The organism is Proteus sp. PR00224 (assembly GCF_016238105.1).
Lineage (GTDB): Bacteria > Pseudomonadota > Gammaproteobacteria > Enterobacterales > Enterobacteriaceae > Proteus.
The window spans coordinates 219,101-234,851 of the sequence record NZ_JAEHQU010000005.1 but is presented as its reverse complement, the minus strand read 5'-3'; the positions used below and the strand labels follow the sequence as shown (position 1 = coordinate 234,851).

General features: G+C 38.1%; 12 protein-coding genes. 8 read left to right on the top strand and 4 right to left on the bottom strand.

Annotated features, from left to right (window positions below):
• Positions 1–307: 307 nt before the first annotated feature.
• The 6 genes from JEP71_RS11170 to JEP71_RS11145 all read left to right on the top strand — a co-directional run bounded on the left by JEP71_RS11170 (position 308) and on the right by JEP71_RS11145 (position 6,551).
• A complete protein-coding gene (locus JEP71_RS11170) occupies positions 308–1,297 on the top strand; it encodes a glycosyltransferase (RefSeq protein ID WP_198626236.1) in 990 nt (329 codons plus the stop codon).
• A gap of 404 nt (positions 1,298–1,701) precedes the next feature.
• On the top strand, positions 1,702–3,285 hold the full coding sequence (locus JEP71_RS11165) for an ABC transporter substrate-binding protein (RefSeq protein WP_198626235.1): 1,584 nt from the start codon (positions 1,702–1,704) through the stop codon (positions 3,283–3,285).
• Entirely contained in the window at positions 3,270–4,253 is a 984-nt protein-coding gene (locus tag JEP71_RS11160; RefSeq protein ID WP_416303606.1) for an ABC transporter permease, read from the top strand. The genes JEP71_RS11165 and JEP71_RS11160 overlap by 16 nt, the downstream gene beginning before the upstream one ends.
• Entirely contained in the window at positions 4,250–5,062 is an 813-nt protein-coding gene (locus JEP71_RS11155; RefSeq protein WP_198626234.1) for an ABC transporter permease, read from the top strand. Before JEP71_RS11160 ends, JEP71_RS11155 begins: the two co-directional genes overlap by 4 nt.
• The gene (locus JEP71_RS11150) at positions 5,056–5,853 is read left to right on the top strand and encodes an ATP-binding cassette domain-containing protein (protein ID WP_198621045.1); all 798 of its coding nucleotides are present in this window, start codon (positions 5,056–5,058) and stop codon (positions 5,851–5,853) included. Before JEP71_RS11155 ends, JEP71_RS11150 begins: the two co-directional genes overlap by 7 nt.
• 59 nt (positions 5,854–5,912) lie before the next feature.
• Positions 5,913–6,551 (top strand): ATP-binding cassette domain-containing protein, encoded by a 639-nt coding sequence (locus tag JEP71_RS11145; protein WP_198626233.1) that lies wholly within the window; start codon positions 5,913–5,915, stop codon positions 6,549–6,551.
• A 75-nt stretch (positions 6,552–6,626) separates the two neighbouring features.
• Here the strand turns inward: JEP71_RS11145 and JEP71_RS17555 are convergent, their stop codons facing one another.
• The 4 genes from JEP71_RS17555 to JEP71_RS11125 all read right to left on the bottom strand — a co-directional run bounded on the left by JEP71_RS17555 (position 6,627) and on the right by JEP71_RS11125 (position 13,228).
• Positions 6,627–9,383, bottom strand: coding sequence for an autotransporter domain-containing protein (locus JEP71_RS17555; protein ID WP_232797592.1), 2,757 nt, complete (start codon positions 9,381–9,383; stop codon positions 6,627–6,629).
• A 510-nt stretch (positions 9,384–9,893) separates the two neighbouring features.
• Entirely contained in the window at positions 9,894–10,760 is an 867-nt protein-coding gene (locus JEP71_RS11135; protein WP_198626232.1) for a YjjW family glycine radical enzyme activase, read from the bottom strand.
• Positions 10,732–12,273, bottom strand: a complete 1,542-nt coding sequence (locus tag JEP71_RS11130; protein WP_198626231.1) for a YjjI family glycine radical enzyme — start codon at positions 12,271–12,273, stop codon at positions 10,732–10,734. Before JEP71_RS11130 ends, JEP71_RS11135 begins: the two co-directional genes overlap by 29 nt.
• A gap of 226 nt (positions 12,274–12,499) precedes the next feature.
• Positions 12,500–13,228, bottom strand: coding sequence for a YtjB family periplasmic protein (locus tag JEP71_RS11125; protein ID WP_196532861.1), 729 nt, complete (start codon positions 13,226–13,228; stop codon positions 12,500–12,502).
• Between the two features lie 109 nt (positions 13,229–13,337).
• Between JEP71_RS11125 and serB the strand changes: the two genes are divergently transcribed.
• Both serB and radA read left to right on the top strand, forming a co-directional pair.
• Positions 13,338–14,315 carry a phosphoserine phosphatase gene (serB, locus tag JEP71_RS11120; protein ID WP_109374385.1) on the top strand — a complete coding sequence of 326 codons (978 nt, stop codon included), beginning with the start codon at positions 13,338–13,340 and terminating at the stop codon, positions 14,313–14,315.
• 38 nt (positions 14,316–14,353) lie between these two features.
• A complete protein-coding gene (gene radA, locus JEP71_RS11115) occupies positions 14,354–15,745 on the top strand; it encodes a DNA repair protein RadA (RefSeq protein WP_075672711.1) in 1,392 nt (463 codons plus the stop codon).
• The last annotated feature ends 6 nt before the right edge of the window (positions 15,746–15,751 follow it).

Genomic DNA, 15,751 nt, shown 5'->3' with positions numbered 1-15,751 from the left:
ATATTACGCATTGTTAAATTGAATGCCTGCTAATAACATTTATTCTCCACGCTAACCTTAATTTTCCCTTTAGTTATCTCTTTTAAAAAATAAACCACCTTAACCCTTTCTTCATAAGAGATAAAAAGAAGTTAATTATACTTATCTTCATTAAATATCATTTTCACCTTTAGTTAGTTAAAAATTAAGTTTTCATTAAGAATGAATTAAGGGTAATTAACTCTGTGAATTACTCTGTTTGCTTGTTTTCAATACTAACTATTTAAGGAGAAATTCTTTTCTTAGCTAAGAATATAAAAGGTGGGTTATGTCTTCTTCTATACCTCAACTGAGTATCGTTGTCGCCATTTATAATGGTGAGAAATTTTTATCTCAATTTTTCAATGGATTACAATCTATTAAATTAAATGATTGGGAACTCATTTTAGTTAATGATGGCTCTAGAGATAATTCACTTAAAATATTGCAAAAATGGAAAGAAAGATTTCCTCGAGTCACTATTATTGATCAGGAAAACCAAGGTGTATCTGTTGCTCGTAATGTTGGATTTAATATTTCAAAAGGTCAATATATTGTTTTTCCTGATATTGATGATGTAATTCATCCTAATATGTATGACAGAATGCTTAATGTAGCTAAAGATGATAATTTGGATATTTTAACCTGTAATGGTAATTATGTTTATACAGATGGGCGTCCTTCACGACCTATATTTCCATCTAATCGCTTGCAGACAACGGGCGTTTTAACAGGGCCGCAATGGCTAGAAATTGCATTAAACTCTAAAAAATTCTTACATGTGACTTGGCTAAATATTTATCGTCGTGAATTTTTACTTGATCATGGTTATTATTTTGAACCAGGTTTACATCATCAAGATATTCCGTGGACAACTGAAGTGTTATTAACAGCGCGACGGGTTAAATATATCGATGAACGCTATTACGATTACTTGATTCATTCCGGATCGGTTTCTCATGCAACACCTAATGACAGTATTCATGTTAGAACAATTCATAATTACATGAAAATATTAGAAATGCTTGATGCTATTAATCAAAAACATAAGAAAGTGGCTCAAAATATTAATGCGTGTTATTGGCAAATCGCAAAAGAGGGTTTGGGAATTATTCACTCAATTGTTGCTATTCAATCTATTGAAATTAAAAAACAAATCATTAAAGAATTTTTTGATAGAGGGATATGGACGCTGATCTGGAAAAATGCGAAAGATCTAAGATTACGTTGGCGTTTAGGTCGACGCTATTTTAAATTAAAAAGAATATTAAATTCATGATCACAAGAGGGCACAATAATGTGCCTTTTTTATTTTCAATGTATATTAAATAAAAGGAAATAATCTAATTTCGTTAAAAATTCATTTTATTTCGTTTTGCGCTCACTAATAAATTCAATGATAAATATATAACTTATTTATTAGAAAAATACTGTGCACTTGCTAGAATTTTGCCATAATGAGTATTACTCCTTAATAAAAGTTTATGTAAAATCAATAAACTGGCGAATATTATTCGAGTAGTTGAATAAAAAAACTTATTATGATGCCACAGGTTTAGCCTTTATCTGCATCAAGTTGCAGAGCATCACAATTACCATTGTTATTTATCTTGCTTCAGCCTCTTCATCTTATTTAGATAGAGATTGATGATAAGTCGTATCTAAAAAATCGGAGAATGTTTTATGTCTATTCGGTTTGGTTGGCGTCAATCATTAGCAACCTTAACTTGCTTAGCCGCGTTAAGCGTCCCTTTTGCTGCATCTGCTCAAACGTTAAAATTAGCTATTGGTGAAGAGCCAACAGAAGGCTTCGACCCAATGCTGGGCTGGAGTCATGGCAGTTATTTACTTCTCCATAGTCCATTGTTAAAGCAAAATGCGGATCTCTCTTGGTATAGCAATATGTTAAGTGACTATCAACCAAGTGAAGATGGTAAAACATGGAAATTAACGTTAAAGCGAGATTTAAAATTCTCTGATGGCTTACCGCTTACAGCAAAAGATATCGTATTTACTTATAACAATGCGGCTGCCAGTGGCGGTAAAGTTGATATGGGTAACTTCCTCTCTGCAAAAGCAGATGATGATTTGCATGTCACTATCACGCTAAAAGCACCACAAAGTACTTTCGTAAACGTGCTCGGCTCTTTAGGTATTGTTTCTGCCGATAAGTATGATGAAAAAACCTACGCACAAAAGCCAATTGGTGCAGGTCCTTATCGCATGGTCAGTTTCCAACCAGGTCAGCAATTAATTGTTGAAGCAAACCCTTACTATGCGGGACAGAAAAATGATTTTGAAAAATTGATTTTCGTTTTTCTTGATGAAGATGCCGCTTTTGCTGCTGCGCAAAGTGGGCAATTAGGTATTGTGCGTATTCCACCCGCAACGGCTGCAATTGCTAAGAATTTACCAAATACTAAATTGTGGGAAAGACCAAGTGTTGAAAATCGCGGTATTGTTTTCCCAATGGTAAAATCAGGTGAGAAAAACGCCCAAGGCTATGATATTGGTAATGATATCACCGCTGATATCGCTATTCGTAAAGCCATTAACTACGCGCTAGATCGTAAGTTGCTTTCAGAACAAGTCCTTGATGGTTATGCCGTTCCTGCATATACCGGCGTAAAAGGCTTACCTTGGGATCAAACCGAAGCTGCCTTCAAAGATGGCGATATTGTAAAAGCAAAACAAATTCTTGAAGATGCAGGCTGGAAGCTGAATAAAAACGGTATTCGTGAAAAAGACGGTTTAGAAGCAAAACTCACTTTATGGTATACCAGCGGTGATGCAACACGTCGTGATTTAGCTGAGTCAATTCGTGCGTTAGTGCAACCTCTTGGTATTCAAATGGATCTTAAATCAGGAAGTTGGGATACCGTAGAGCGCTATATGCACTCAAATCCAACTTTATTTGGTTGGGGTAGCCTTGATCCGATGGAGTTATATCATCACTACAGTGCTAATGCCGCGGGTGTTGGTTATTATAACCCAGGTTATTACAAAAACCCTGAAGTCGAAAAACATCTACAAGCCGCACTTGATGCTCATACATGGCAAGAAGCCGTTCCTCATTGGAAAGCGGTGGAGTGGGATGGTAAAAACGGTGTGGGTGTAAAAGGTGATGCTGCTTGGGCTTGGCTGATGAATGTGCAACACACTTACTTAACTAATCCTTGTGTTGATCTGGGTACAGGAACACCTGAAATCCATGGTTCATGGTCATTATTAAATAGCGTAGATACTTGGAAGTGGACTTGTCAGTAATACGTCAAAGTGCAGGTTTTTTCCTGCGATTACTCTGCCTGCTGTTGGTGACAACAGCAGGTGTTTTTATTTTATTAAGTTTTTCACCAATCGATCCCATTAAGGCTTATATCGGTAGTGATCTACTGAATGTTCCTCCTGAACAATATCCTTTAATTGCAGCGCGTTGGGGAATTGACCAACCTTTATGGATGCGATTTTGGCTTTGGTTTAGCCAAATCTTTCAAGGGGATTTTGGCTATTCTATGTTGTATAACATGCCTGTTATTGATGTTATTCGTGAACGTGCAGGGCCTTCGTTTATTTTGCTTTTTTCAGCGTGGGTATTTTCCGGTGTTATTGGTGTTGCGATGGGATTAGTCGCGGGTCGATACCTTAATCGCTGGCCAGATAGAATTATCTCTACTTTATCTTATTTATTAGCCGCGTTACCGACATTCTGGGTAGGATTACTGTTGTTATCTCTGTTTTCTGTCACTTTACATTGGGCGCCAATTTGTTGTGCGTGGCCAATGGGAAGTAGTGCCGAGACCGCAACGTTAAGCCAGCGTTTTTCTCATCTTATCTTACCTATGATTGCGCTTGGTTTATTAGGAACAGGGAATATCGCACTGCATACTCGGGCTAAAGTTGCGGAAGTAATGGGAAGTGAGTTTATCCATTTTGCTAAAGCGCAAGGTGATAAAGGTTGGGCTATGATGATATTTCATGTTCTACGTCATGCCATTACGCCTGCACTTTGCTTACAGTTTGCATCCATTGGTGAACTGCTCGGTGGCTCTCTCTTAGCAGAGAAAGTATTTGCTTATCCGGGATTAGGACAGGCAACCGTTGATGCGGGGTTACGAGGTGATATTCCTCTATTAATGGGTATTGTGGTTTTCAGCACTATTTTGATTTTCTTCGGTAATAGCATTTCTAACGGTCTATTACGGCGTATTAATAAAGGAATTTTGCGAGACTCATGATTTACGATCCGAACAAGCCATTGTTGCGACTTTTGTTAGTTACCCTCGCGTTAATTGGGTTAGTGGCGTATGGCTTTTCTGTTTCTCATACTGATATCGCAATGGATTTTCTGGCTAGGAATCAAGCCCCATCAGGTCAATATTGGTTTGGGACGGATAACTTAGGTCGTTCATTATGGCTACGTTGTTTTCAAGGCATGTTAAGTAGCTTAAATATTGGTGTAACAAGTGCGGTTGTGAGTGGCACGATTGCGTTGATTTTTGCGGGAATTTCTTCCATTAATCGCTATTGCGATTTTTTTGTAAGAGGTGTTGTTGATGCGCTCTTAGCTCTACCTCATTTATTACTGCTGATTTTGATCTGTTTTACGTTAGGTGGTGGGCAACAAGGGGTGATTTGGGCAGTGGCATTAACTCACTGGCCTAAACTTGCATTGATTTTACGAGGTGAAATACAGCGTATCCGTGAAGCGGATTATGTGATGTTATCGCGTCGTATTGGCAATTCACCTTTTGAGTGCGTAAAAAAACACTATATTCCAATGCTATTACCTCAGTGGATCGTGGGAACCTTGTTAATGTTCCCTCATGCAGTATTGCATAGCGCAGCGTTAAGTTTCCTCGGTTTTGGTCAGGCTGCGCATGAACCTTCACTCGGCTTATTACTGGCAGATGCACTACGCTATTTAAGTACTGGCTCTTGGTGGATGGTGGTGTTTCCGGGGTTAATTTTGATGTGCTTAGTATTGATTTTCGATCAATTTGCTAAAGCAATGCAGCAATTATGGCTAAGAGGGGCAGGATGTTAAGTTTTGAACAGCTTTCCATTGATATCGCACAGTTTCGTTGGTTAGGAAAACGAAATTGGCAGCCGTTGCTAAAATCAATCTCATTGGATATTAAACCCGGAAAGATGCTGGCATTAGTGGGCGGCAGTGGTGAAGGTAAAAGTCTGTTATTACAAAGTGCGCTAGGACTTTTGCCTGCCAATATGCGAGTTCGTGGCGCGATTAAACTGAATGGGCATACATTAAGTGAACGAGAGCTTATTGCTTATCGTGGCAATACTTTTTGTTATATTCCGCAAGGCGTCAGTGCTCTCAATCCATTGATCTGTATCGGTGAGCAGCTTAGCCGTTCTGCGCGTTTAAGTGGTGCTGATATCACAACCGAAGATATTGTCGAGCAACTCGGTCTTTATCATCTTTCTAGCTCATTAGTAAAAACCTATCCAGCAAAACTGTCTGGTGGAATGGCAAAACGAGTATTAGCCTGTAATGCAACACTCTCTAATGCACAATATATTTTGGCTGATGAAATCACCTCGTGGCTTGATGATGAACATGCGTGTTTGTTATTAGGGCATTTAAGAGCGTTATGCAATCAAGGTAAATCAGTGCTTTGGGTTACACATGATTTAGCTTTAGCTGCACGGTTTGCGGATACGATAGCGGTGCTTAATCAGGGAGAGGTTAACGAAATTATTCCCGCTAATGTGCTTAATCGTCATGAAGGTAGTGAGTGGTTGAAGACACTCTGGAGTGCATTACCTGAACAACAATTTATAAATACAAAAGAAACATCACTTAACCCATTATAATATTGTGTTCTTAAGTCTTATTTTTATACATTTCATCTGTTATTTCTGGAGTTATCTTTATGCCACTTTTAGAGTTAAAACAATTATCTGTGGAACAAGCAGGTAAGGTGTTATGGCAAGATCTCTCCTTTTCGTTAAATGCGGGAGACCGACTTGGTATTTCAGCGCCAAGTGGCACAGGAAAAACAACCTTAGGTCGTGTTTTAGCACAGTGGCAAGCACCCACTCAAGGTTCAATTCTTGTTAATGGCAACCCATTGCCTAAAAAGGGTTATTGCCCCATTCAATTAGTTCCTCAACATCCTGATAAGTGTTTTAATCCTTTTCGAACAACAGGGGATAGCCTCCGAGATGCTTGGACGCCTGATGAAAGTTGGTTTGAGAAATTACGGATAAAGCAAGAGTGGTTAACGCGTAGGCCTAATGAATTATCGGGTGGAGAGCTGGCGCGTATTGCTTTATTAAGAGCGTTAGATCCTCGCACTCAAATATTGATTGCGGATGAAGTAACGGCACAATTGGATGCCCAAATTCAAGCTGAAATTTGGAAAGTTTTAATTGATGAAAGCCAAAAAAGACCTTTAAGCTTGATTATCTTTAGTCACAATAAGGCGTTACTTGAAAAAGTCTCGACTAAAGTGTGGTGGGTTGATACGGAAAAAAGTATTTCTACTATTAAAAATAACGGACTATCTTAATCCGTTAGTGAAAAAAATGGCTTCCTATATTTTTATAGGAAGCCAAATATTACTGCTAAACGTAACAATATGGAATTAGAAACGATAGGTGTAGTTAATACCAAATTGCATATCGTGATTGCGATACGTGGTCATTTCCCAATTTGCTTTAGTACCAATAGATGAGTGTTTATCCACTTGATACGTTAATCCAATATGAGCAAATGGGCGTTGTTTTAACTGCTTTTTATTTTCTGAATAATCAATATCCTGTTGACCTAAATAATCAATATGGCTACGAAAATCACCTTGATGATGTGATAGGTTCCATAATAAACCCGCTTTGGTGTTTAGTATGAAAGATGAACCCAATAAATGATCCATGCCTAATCCCATTTTGGCTAACAATGAGTGTGCGTTAAGCGCATCATAGTGTACGGCAAATTGTGCATTTTGAGTTTCACTATAAGCTGAACGTGAGATTTGATTAAAAGTAAGCCCAGCAAAGGGTGTCAGTAATAAATCATTGTTTATTGAATAAGGGTAGTAACCTTGTAACTCAATGTGATAACCAGAAATCTTAGCATTACCTTTACCCGCTTCAGTATCTTCTAATACCAGTCTTTCGATAGAAACTTTTCGATTTAAATAAGCCCCTTTTAATGACAGATGTAATGCATTGCTATTTAATTCTGCATTGAGTGATGGCATTAAATCTAGGCTAAAACCAATTAAAGGTAATGCATAACCTTGATATTGATACCCTTTAGGTAATGAGGAATAGACATCAGTATCAATGGCAAGTCCGACAACGAATGGAATAGCGTTGATATCAAAACGATAAGCACCACTTAATCCCGTTTGTGTTGCATTGGCTTTATTTATGTTTTGGTAGTGTGCAAAGCCACTAATACAGGCTTTTTCAGTACCCACAGAACAAGTTGCTGAAGCTAAATGGCGCAGTTGTCCTTGTTGCATATCCATCAGTTTATAACCGTTTTCAGCCATTAATTGCATTGATTTATAAGTATTTTCAATGTCGATAGGTTTGCTGATAACGATCGATGGTTTTGTGTTTTCTTTCTCTTTGGCCTTTTCTTTAGTGCGTTGTGCAAGTTCATCTTCTACAGAGATAGTGTTTCCAATATTTTTATCTATCTCAACATTAGTATTTTCTTGGCGTTGTTTCTCTTCTTGTTCAAGGCGCTTAGCCTCTTCTTGTCGCTGTTTCTCTGCGAGTTCTTGGCGTTTAGCTTCTTCTTGGCGCTGTTTCTCTGCGAGTTCTTGGCGTTTAGCTTCTTCTTGTCGCTGTTTCTCTGCGAGTTCTTGGCGCTTAGCTTCTTCTTGGCGTTGTTTCTCTGCTAGTTCAAGGCGCTTAGCTTCTTCTTGGCGTTGTTTCTCTGCTTGTTCTTGGCGTTTAGCTTCTTCTTGTCGCTGTTTCTCTGCGAGTTCTTGACGCTTAGCTTCTTCTTGGCGTTGTTTCTCTGCGAGTTCTTGGCGTTTAGCCTCTTCTTGTCGCTGTTTCTCTGCGAGTTCTTGGCGTTTAGCCTCTTCTTGTCGCTGTTTCTCTGCGAGTTCTTGACGCTTAGCTTCTTCTTGGCGTTGTTTCTCTGCGAGTTCTTGGCGTTTAGCCTCTTCTTGTCGCAGTGTTTCTTCATCGATAATTTGTTTATCTTCTTTTGTATTATTTATTTTCCATGCGACAAGTTTCCATTTATTATCTCCATCTTGTGCAACACCAAAAATAGAATGACCATCTCTAGACAATGAGTGGGCTTCGGATTCATTATCAGCATTTCCTAGACCTTGTAATGAAATCATTTCGTTCTTATTATAAAAATAAGCAAAGCCATTTCTCAGATTTTCTGATTCAATATCACTATTTTCATCGTTGTATTCTTTTACAAAATTCTTTCTTTTTTTATTATTTTCTGACCAACCAACAATAATGTTACCATCACGAGAAATATCGGTTGCTTCGGAGTTGTAATTTTCGTTTTTAGTGAATGCTTGAGGTGTTATTATTTTATTTAATTTTGCATCATAGACGAATGCTTTACGTAACAGTTTGATATCTTTGCCAATAACATTATCAATACCATAATCAATAGCTACTTTTTCGGTTAACATTGTCTCTAACCAACCAATGGCTATATTGTTATCAGAAAAAGCATTTATTTTTGATGAACCATAACCATAAGTAGTTTTTCGAATAATATTTAACTTATTTTTTTTTCTATCATAAACATAACCTAATCTTATTCTTTTTATTACCTCGTAAGCTAATGCACCAGTTTTCTCTATTTCTTCAATATCTTTTTCAGTTAGTTTTAAATCTTTTCCATCCTTTAAACTGGGTATTATTTTCTCTAATTTTTTCCATTGAGCCGGAAAGCGTGGATTACCTTTTCTGTCTAGTGAACCATATAGAAAATGACCATCTGCTGATACTCCCATAATATCAGGACTTTGATCTTCGATTATGTTATCACGATCATATTCATCTTGTTGATTATCTTTTAAAAAATCGAGAGTTTGATAAGCTTTAAATTTCTCTTTTTCTTGATGATCTTTTAGTGCGCTATTTTCAAGTTCAGAAAGTAATATCTTTGTTTTATTATTAAGATCATAAATAAAAAATGTTCTTTTTTTAAAAGGAACATAAGTTTTCTCTCTATCATTATCTCTTGAATAAAGACTGAATAAACCGTCATGAGTAGTGAAATAATGATTGTCTATATCATCAATAGTTACAATTTCTTTTGATTGTGTATCATAGATGAAAAAAACATTTTCTTTGTCATCTGTTTTTCCATAACCTGTCGCAAATTGTCCATTATCTGATAAAGACAAAAAATTTATTCTGTGCAAGTTGTCTATTTTTATTTCTTCAAAGCTCGCTCCAGAATTGTAGCTAATAAGATTTCTTTTTCTTTTACTTAAAATTTTATCTTTACCATCAAGGATTATATCTGTAATAATTAGAGTGTTTTTCTGATTTAAAAAATGAGGTAAATCTCTATCGGAAAACGTACCATGTAAATGTCTATTATTACCTAAGTTTAAATTATTACGATTAATCTCCTGAAATTTAAATTCAATGTCATTTGTTTCTATTAATGGTGATGGACTATTTAAAGCGTAGCTATATGTAGAATTAATTATTATTGAAGCAATAATTGATAGTTTTAGTTTTTTTTTATTCATAAGCATAAATTGTATTCCATTTATATTGGCAGGTTTTTTTGAAGACTAATTTGATCTTCTTTTTCTGTCAATATAAATGGATTTTATTTTAAAATGCATTGCTAATTATATTTATTATAATTTTAAATTATTATTTTTTGTTTTTATTGATTTTTGTTATGAATATATTTCAGGGGTTTTAACGTTGAATATATTTCTTTTATTTAATTCTTTACTAAATAAATCAATATGTTGTTTTTGTGCTGATGTCCATTTACTTGCTTCGCCATATACGCCATGCTGATGAAAAGCATTAATTCTAACTAATACTGATTTACCAAGCGAATTAATAAACTGAGAAAGTAATTCAATATTCTCTAAATAATCAGTTTTTTCTGGAATATATAAAAGGCGTAATTCTGTAAGCAAATTATTATTAGCTAACCATTTGATTGATTCTTTAATACGCTGATTGCTACGACCGGTTAAATAAACATGTGTCTTTTCACTCCAACTTTTTAAATCGATCATGGCACCATCCATATAAGGGGCTATTTTTTGCCAACCATTAAGAGAAAGTGTGCCATTGCTGTCGATTAAACAGGTGAGATGCTTGAGATCGGGGGCTTGCTTAATTGTTTTAAAGTATTCGATTAAAAAAGGAAGTTGTAACGTCGATTCTCCGCCACTGACAGTGACACCATTAATAAATGCAGCGTATTTACGTGTAATAGTGATTAACTCATCAACGGTATAACTTAATGTCATCGGGCTTGATTGACGAGGGCATTGCTGAATACAGGTGTCGCATTGTTCACAACTGGCACTGTTCCAACTTATAACACCATTTTGTAATGAAAGTGCTTGTTGTGGGCAAGTCAGAATGCAGTCACCACAATTGTCACAGATCCCCATTGTGTAGGGATTGTGGCAATTTTTACAGCGTAGATTGCACCCTTGTAGGAAGATGGCTAGGCGATTGCCCGGGCCATCGACACAAGAGAAGGGCAGTATCTTATTTATCGAAACGCATCTGCTGTTCATAACTGATCACACGCGGTTTACGCTCAGTAATATGGCAGTTCGCGGTGGCTTCATCGCCTAACCAAGTGGTGTTTAAACGAGAGCCTTCTTCTTTGTATTTTTTCAAATCAGATAAGCGCACCATATAACCGGTGACTCTCACTAAATCATTTCCACCCACATTTGCTGAGAACTCCCTTAGCCCTGAAGCGAAAGCGCCTAAACACAGTTGCATTAATGCATCAGGGTTTTGTTTAATGGTTTCATCTACCGTTAAAATATCGCTAATACCTGAAGTATAAAACGCATGATGTGGTGCAACAGTCATTAAGTGGGTAACGGGATCTGGCTCTTTACCATAAGGAATACGCGTTGCAGGAGTGGTGCCAATATCCGAACTAATGCCCGATTGTGCATGTAGCATGGCACGCTGTTTCCAGCCATATTTCACAGGGGTATCCGCGACAAATTGCGCTAATTTTTCACTAATAATATAGCTGAGTTTATTTGCTGATTCGTTATCGCCATAAGCGACTTGTTTGCCTTCTTTTTCAAGTAATAAAGCAACGGCTTCTGCCATACCGTAAATTCCAAACATAGGGGCAAAGCGATCAGGTGAGATCAAACCTTCTTCCACTAAGAAGCTTTGTTTAAAGAAGTGGGATTTTTCATAGAGAAACTCACAGCGGGCATCGATGATCTCGATTTGTTTTTGCATATAAAATGGCAAGACATTTTCAAGAAAATCGCAGCTATTTTGGCTGCGCTTTGCCACTTCTTTAAGGTTAATCCGTACTAAAGTGCTACCACCACCACTTTGAGGTAAAGAGTTATAACAACTCACAATACCGTATTCATCTTTACCAAATACGGCATCTTGTAAAGTACCGTTGGCAATATGGGGTTTACTGCTATGGCAAATATTGGTTATAGCTTGATGCAATAGGTCAGAAGGCGTCGAATTCGCATCATAAATAAAGGTGAGATTAGGCGCGACTTGTTGAAGCTCGACATCTACTTTTAGAATTAATCGCGTGATGATGGAGTCTTCAGGGCCAATATTGGCATGCATAAACGCATCAGGCAGTGTTCTATCAAGATAGCGCCAAAAACGTTTTAATTTAGGATAAAGCTGCTCTTCGGTAAGAGAACCGACATAAGGCAGTAAAATTTTATCAATACGTCCTAAGTAAACGGGCATTGAGGTAACTGATGGAACATGATGATAAAGAATGGTCAGCATGTTTAGTGCATCATCAAAATCTTGTGCAGGTTCTAGCTCTAAATAGCGAGAGCCTTGTGCTAAAAATTTCGCGTAATCAGGTAATACATAACGAGGTTTATAAGGTGCATGACCTTCATACATATCGCAAATGACCCGTTCATCTAATGCGCTAGCTGCATCTTTAGGAAGTGCAGGATAAGGCAGCATATTTTCAGCTTCTAAAGCGAGAAAATGACGTTTTTGTTCAGGGGAAAGGGTTGGGTTTTCTACGATTTGTTGACAACGTTGGATAACAGATTGTTCAGTCATAACCACCTCAGCACTCAAAGAGCCAGAAAAAGATTTAAAACTTATCTTTTTAGATTAATGAATTGGCTAAGGTTTACTGTGATTTTAAACAAATCCCTTTTAAAGATTAAGGGAATAGCACGAAAATACGCATAAATTAGATATATCTAAATTCAATTTGTGTTGGCTAAAAAGTGAGTTCAGCTCATCACTCAACTCACTTTTTATTTTTTAATCGGATAAGAGTTTATGCTTTATTTGAGCTATTTTCGGTGTCGTTATCTCTCTCTTTGACATTATTTTCTTCTCCTTCTTCTTCATCACTTTCTTTTTCTTCAATATCATCTTTTTCAGTGCGAGGTGGTAAATTGGCCGTTAATAAATACGGCGATTGTTGCCAATGAACAGGTGTTAATTGAAGAAGGTTATGAGAAAGCAAAAAGCCAATGGCAAGTGCGACCAATAACATCACACGTAATAAATTCGTGGTGTTATCCACTTGGCTAGATTCAGTGACAAGCTGATGAGTATCCAGTGTGAGCCTTAAAAAGCCTTTGGGTTTATCTTTACCTGGCACAGGCACAACAAGCTGGTGATTAAACGAGCCCCCACTTTTTTGCCCTTCTAGTGCTAATCGCTCTTTAACCGTGACATTTTCACCACTATGCGCTATTTGTGTGCCATCTTCTAAATAAAGGCTGGCATCAAGTACCCGACTATCATGAGTTAGATGATTTAAATTAGCCATAATGAGGGGATTTACGTTATCTTTGCTACTGTCATCTATATAAGTGGATAAAGAGAACGCAACTTGTTCTGCCAGCGTTTTTGCAAGCTCTTCAAACTGAGTAATACGGGCATGCTGATTAGCACGGCTAAAATAAGACGCGCCTTGCATAAGAAATGCCAATAGTGCGATACAAATCAGTATAATCGCCGTTTTTTGGAGTTTGAATTTTAGTTTGTCTTTAAGCATGTTCATCCTTTTGCGTAAGCAAGTATATGCATGTTGCCAGATGAGCCAGAGATAGAATAGGCTGAATAACGATTATTTTGTTCCGACAGGGGAAAACAGGAGAATAAGTATGTCAAATAGTCTGACCTATTGCTATTTACCGGATGAGATCCGTAAATGGCCAGGTCTGCCGTTATCACTCAGTGGTGAAGAGGTGATGCCACTGGATTATCGTGCGGGTGATAGCGGATGGTTACTTTATGGACGTGAACTTGATAAGAAAAGAATAAGTGAGTTCCAACATAAATTAGGCGTGGCAATCGTGGTGGTTTCTTCATGGCGCATTGACGATTACCAAGTGGTACGTATCGCAGGTAGTCTAACCCGTCGAATTCGCCGTTTATCTGATGAATGTGGCCTAGATGTCGTTCCTCTAGGTGAAATTCCTCGCTTACGTTCTCCAGGACTTTTAGTGATGGATATGGATTCAACGGCGATTCAAATTGAATGTATTGATGAAATAGCCAAACTTGCTGGCGTGGGGGATAAAGTTGCAGAGATAACAGAACGTGCCATGCAAGGGGAAATGGATTTTAGTGAAAGCTTAAAGTTGCGTGTTGCTGAACTGAAAGGCGCTGATGCATCTATCTTGCAAAAGGTGATGGATGATTTGCCTCTTATGCCGGGATTAACCAGCTTAGTGCGTAAACTTCAGGCGATGGATTGGCATATTGCTATTGCGTCAGGTGGCTTTACTTATTTTGCGGATAATTTAAAACAAAAATTACGCTTAGTGTCTGCTGTTGCTAATCATCTTGAAATTAAAGATGGCAAGTTGACAGGTAAAGTCAAAGGTACGATTGTTGATGCGAAGTACAAAGCACAAGTGTTAGCGCGTTTAGCGAAAGATTTAGAGATCCCAATGGAGCAAACCATTGCCATTGGTGATGGGGCAAACGATCTTAAAATGTTGAGAAAAGCAGGGCTTGGTATTGCTTATCATGCAAAACCTAAAGTGTATGCTCAAGCAAAAGTCGCTATTCGTCACGCCGACCTAATGGGTGTATTGTGCGTTTTAAGTGGTGGTCTAAAACACGAAGAGCGTTAAGCGCGTTTTTCTAAAATTGTTATTGTTGGGAGAGAAGTGTGGCAAAAGCAGCAAAAAGAGCCTTTGTATGTAATGAATGTGGTGCAGATTATCCTCGTTGGCAAGGGCAATGCTCTGCTTGTCATGCGTGGAATACAATTACAGAAGTGCGCCTTGCTGCCGCCCCTTCTTCCCGTAATGAGCGCTTTAGTGGATTTGCGGGTGATGCAAAAGGCGTTAGCCGAGTTCAAAAGCTCTCTGAAATTAGCCTTGAAGCCTTACCGCGTTTCTCAACGGGCTTTAAAGAGTTTGATCGCGTATTAGGTGGTGGTGTAGTCCCTGGAAGTGCCATTTTAATCGGGGGAAGCCCGGGCGCGGGTAAGAGTACCTTATTGCTACAAACCATGTGTCGTTTAGCAACAGAAATGAAAACGCTATATGTTACAGGTGAAGAGTCACTCCAACAGGTAGCTATGCGTGCACATCGATTAGGTTTACCGACAGCAGAGCTAAATATGTTGTCAGAAACTAGCATTGAGCAAATTTGTTTAATTGCCTCACAAGAACAACCTAAATTAATGGTGATTGACTCTATTCAAGTGATGCATATGGCAGATATTCAATCTTCACCGGGTAGTGTTGCTCAAGTGCGAGAAACCGCTGCTTATCTAACTCGTTTTGCTAAAACCAATGATGTTGCCATTATCATGGTTGGTCATGTGACAAAAGATGGCACATTGGCAGGGCCTAAAGTATTGGAACACTGTATTGACTGTTCTGTCATGCTAGATGGTGAAACGGATTCTCGTTTTCGTACCTTACGCAGTCATAAAAACCGTTTCGGCGCCGTTAATGAGTTAGGCGTTTTTGCGATGACAGAGCAAGGATTACGAGAAGTGAGCAATCCATCTGCTATCTTTTTAAGTCGAGGTGATGAAATCACATCAGGTAGCTCTGTTATGGTTGTGTGGGAAGGTACAAGACCTTTGCTGGTGGAGATACAAGCCTTAGTTGACCACTCTATGTTGTCCAATCCTCGCCGTGTTGCAGTGGGATTAGAGCAAAATAGATTAGCTATTCTGCTTGCTGTATTACATCGTCATGGCGGGTTACAAATGTCTGATCAAGACGTTTTTGTGAATGTGGTTGGTGGGGTAAAAGTCACAGAAACCAGTGCAGATTTAGCCTTGTTATTGTCATTAGTATCCAGTTTTCGTAATCGTCCTTTACCTCGTGATTTAGTGATATTTGGCGAAGTCGGACTTGCAGGTGAAATTCGACCAGTCCCTAGCGGACAAGAGCGTATTGCAGAAGCAGCAAAACATGGATTTAAACGAGCGATTGTACCTAGTGCAAATATGCCGAAAAAAAATCCCCCTGATATGAAAGTGTATGGTGTGAAAAAGCTGTCAGATGCGTTATCTGTCCTCGATGATTTAGAAGATTTCTAAAGGAGT

Excerpts from the sequence above, each read along its gene's own strand:
- JEP71_RS11155 (WP_198626234.1), top strand. The coding sequence starts at position 4,250 with ATGATTTACGATCCGAACAAGCCATTGTTGCGACTTTTGTTAGTTACC.
- JEP71_RS11150 (WP_198621045.1), top strand. The coding sequence starts at position 5,056 with ATGTTAAGTTTTGAACAGCTTTCCATTGATATCGCACAGTTTCGTTGG.
- JEP71_RS11130 (WP_198626231.1), bottom strand. The coding sequence starts at position 12,273 with ATGACTGAACAATCTGTTATCCAACGTTGTCAACAAATCGTAGAAAAC.
- JEP71_RS11145 (WP_198626233.1), top strand. The coding sequence starts at position 5,913 with ATGCCACTTTTAGAGTTAAAACAATTATCTGTGGAACAAGCAGGTAAG.
- JEP71_RS11165 (WP_198626235.1), top strand. The coding sequence starts at position 1,702 with ATGTCTATTCGGTTTGGTTGGCGTCAATCATTAGCAACCTTAACTTGC.
- serB (WP_109374385.1), top strand. The coding sequence starts at position 13,338 with ATGTCAAATAGTCTGACCTATTGCTATTTACCGGATGAGATCCGTAAA.
- JEP71_RS11125 (WP_196532861.1), bottom strand. The coding sequence starts at position 13,228 with ATGCTTAAAGACAAACTAAAATTCAAACTCCAAAAAACGGCGATTATA.
- JEP71_RS11170 (WP_198626236.1), top strand. The coding sequence starts at position 308 with ATGTCTTCTTCTATACCTCAACTGAGTATCGTTGTCGCCATTTATAAT.
- JEP71_RS11135 (WP_198626232.1), bottom strand. The coding sequence starts at position 10,760 with ATGAACAGCAGATGCGTTTCGATAAATAAGATACTGCCCTTCTCTTGT.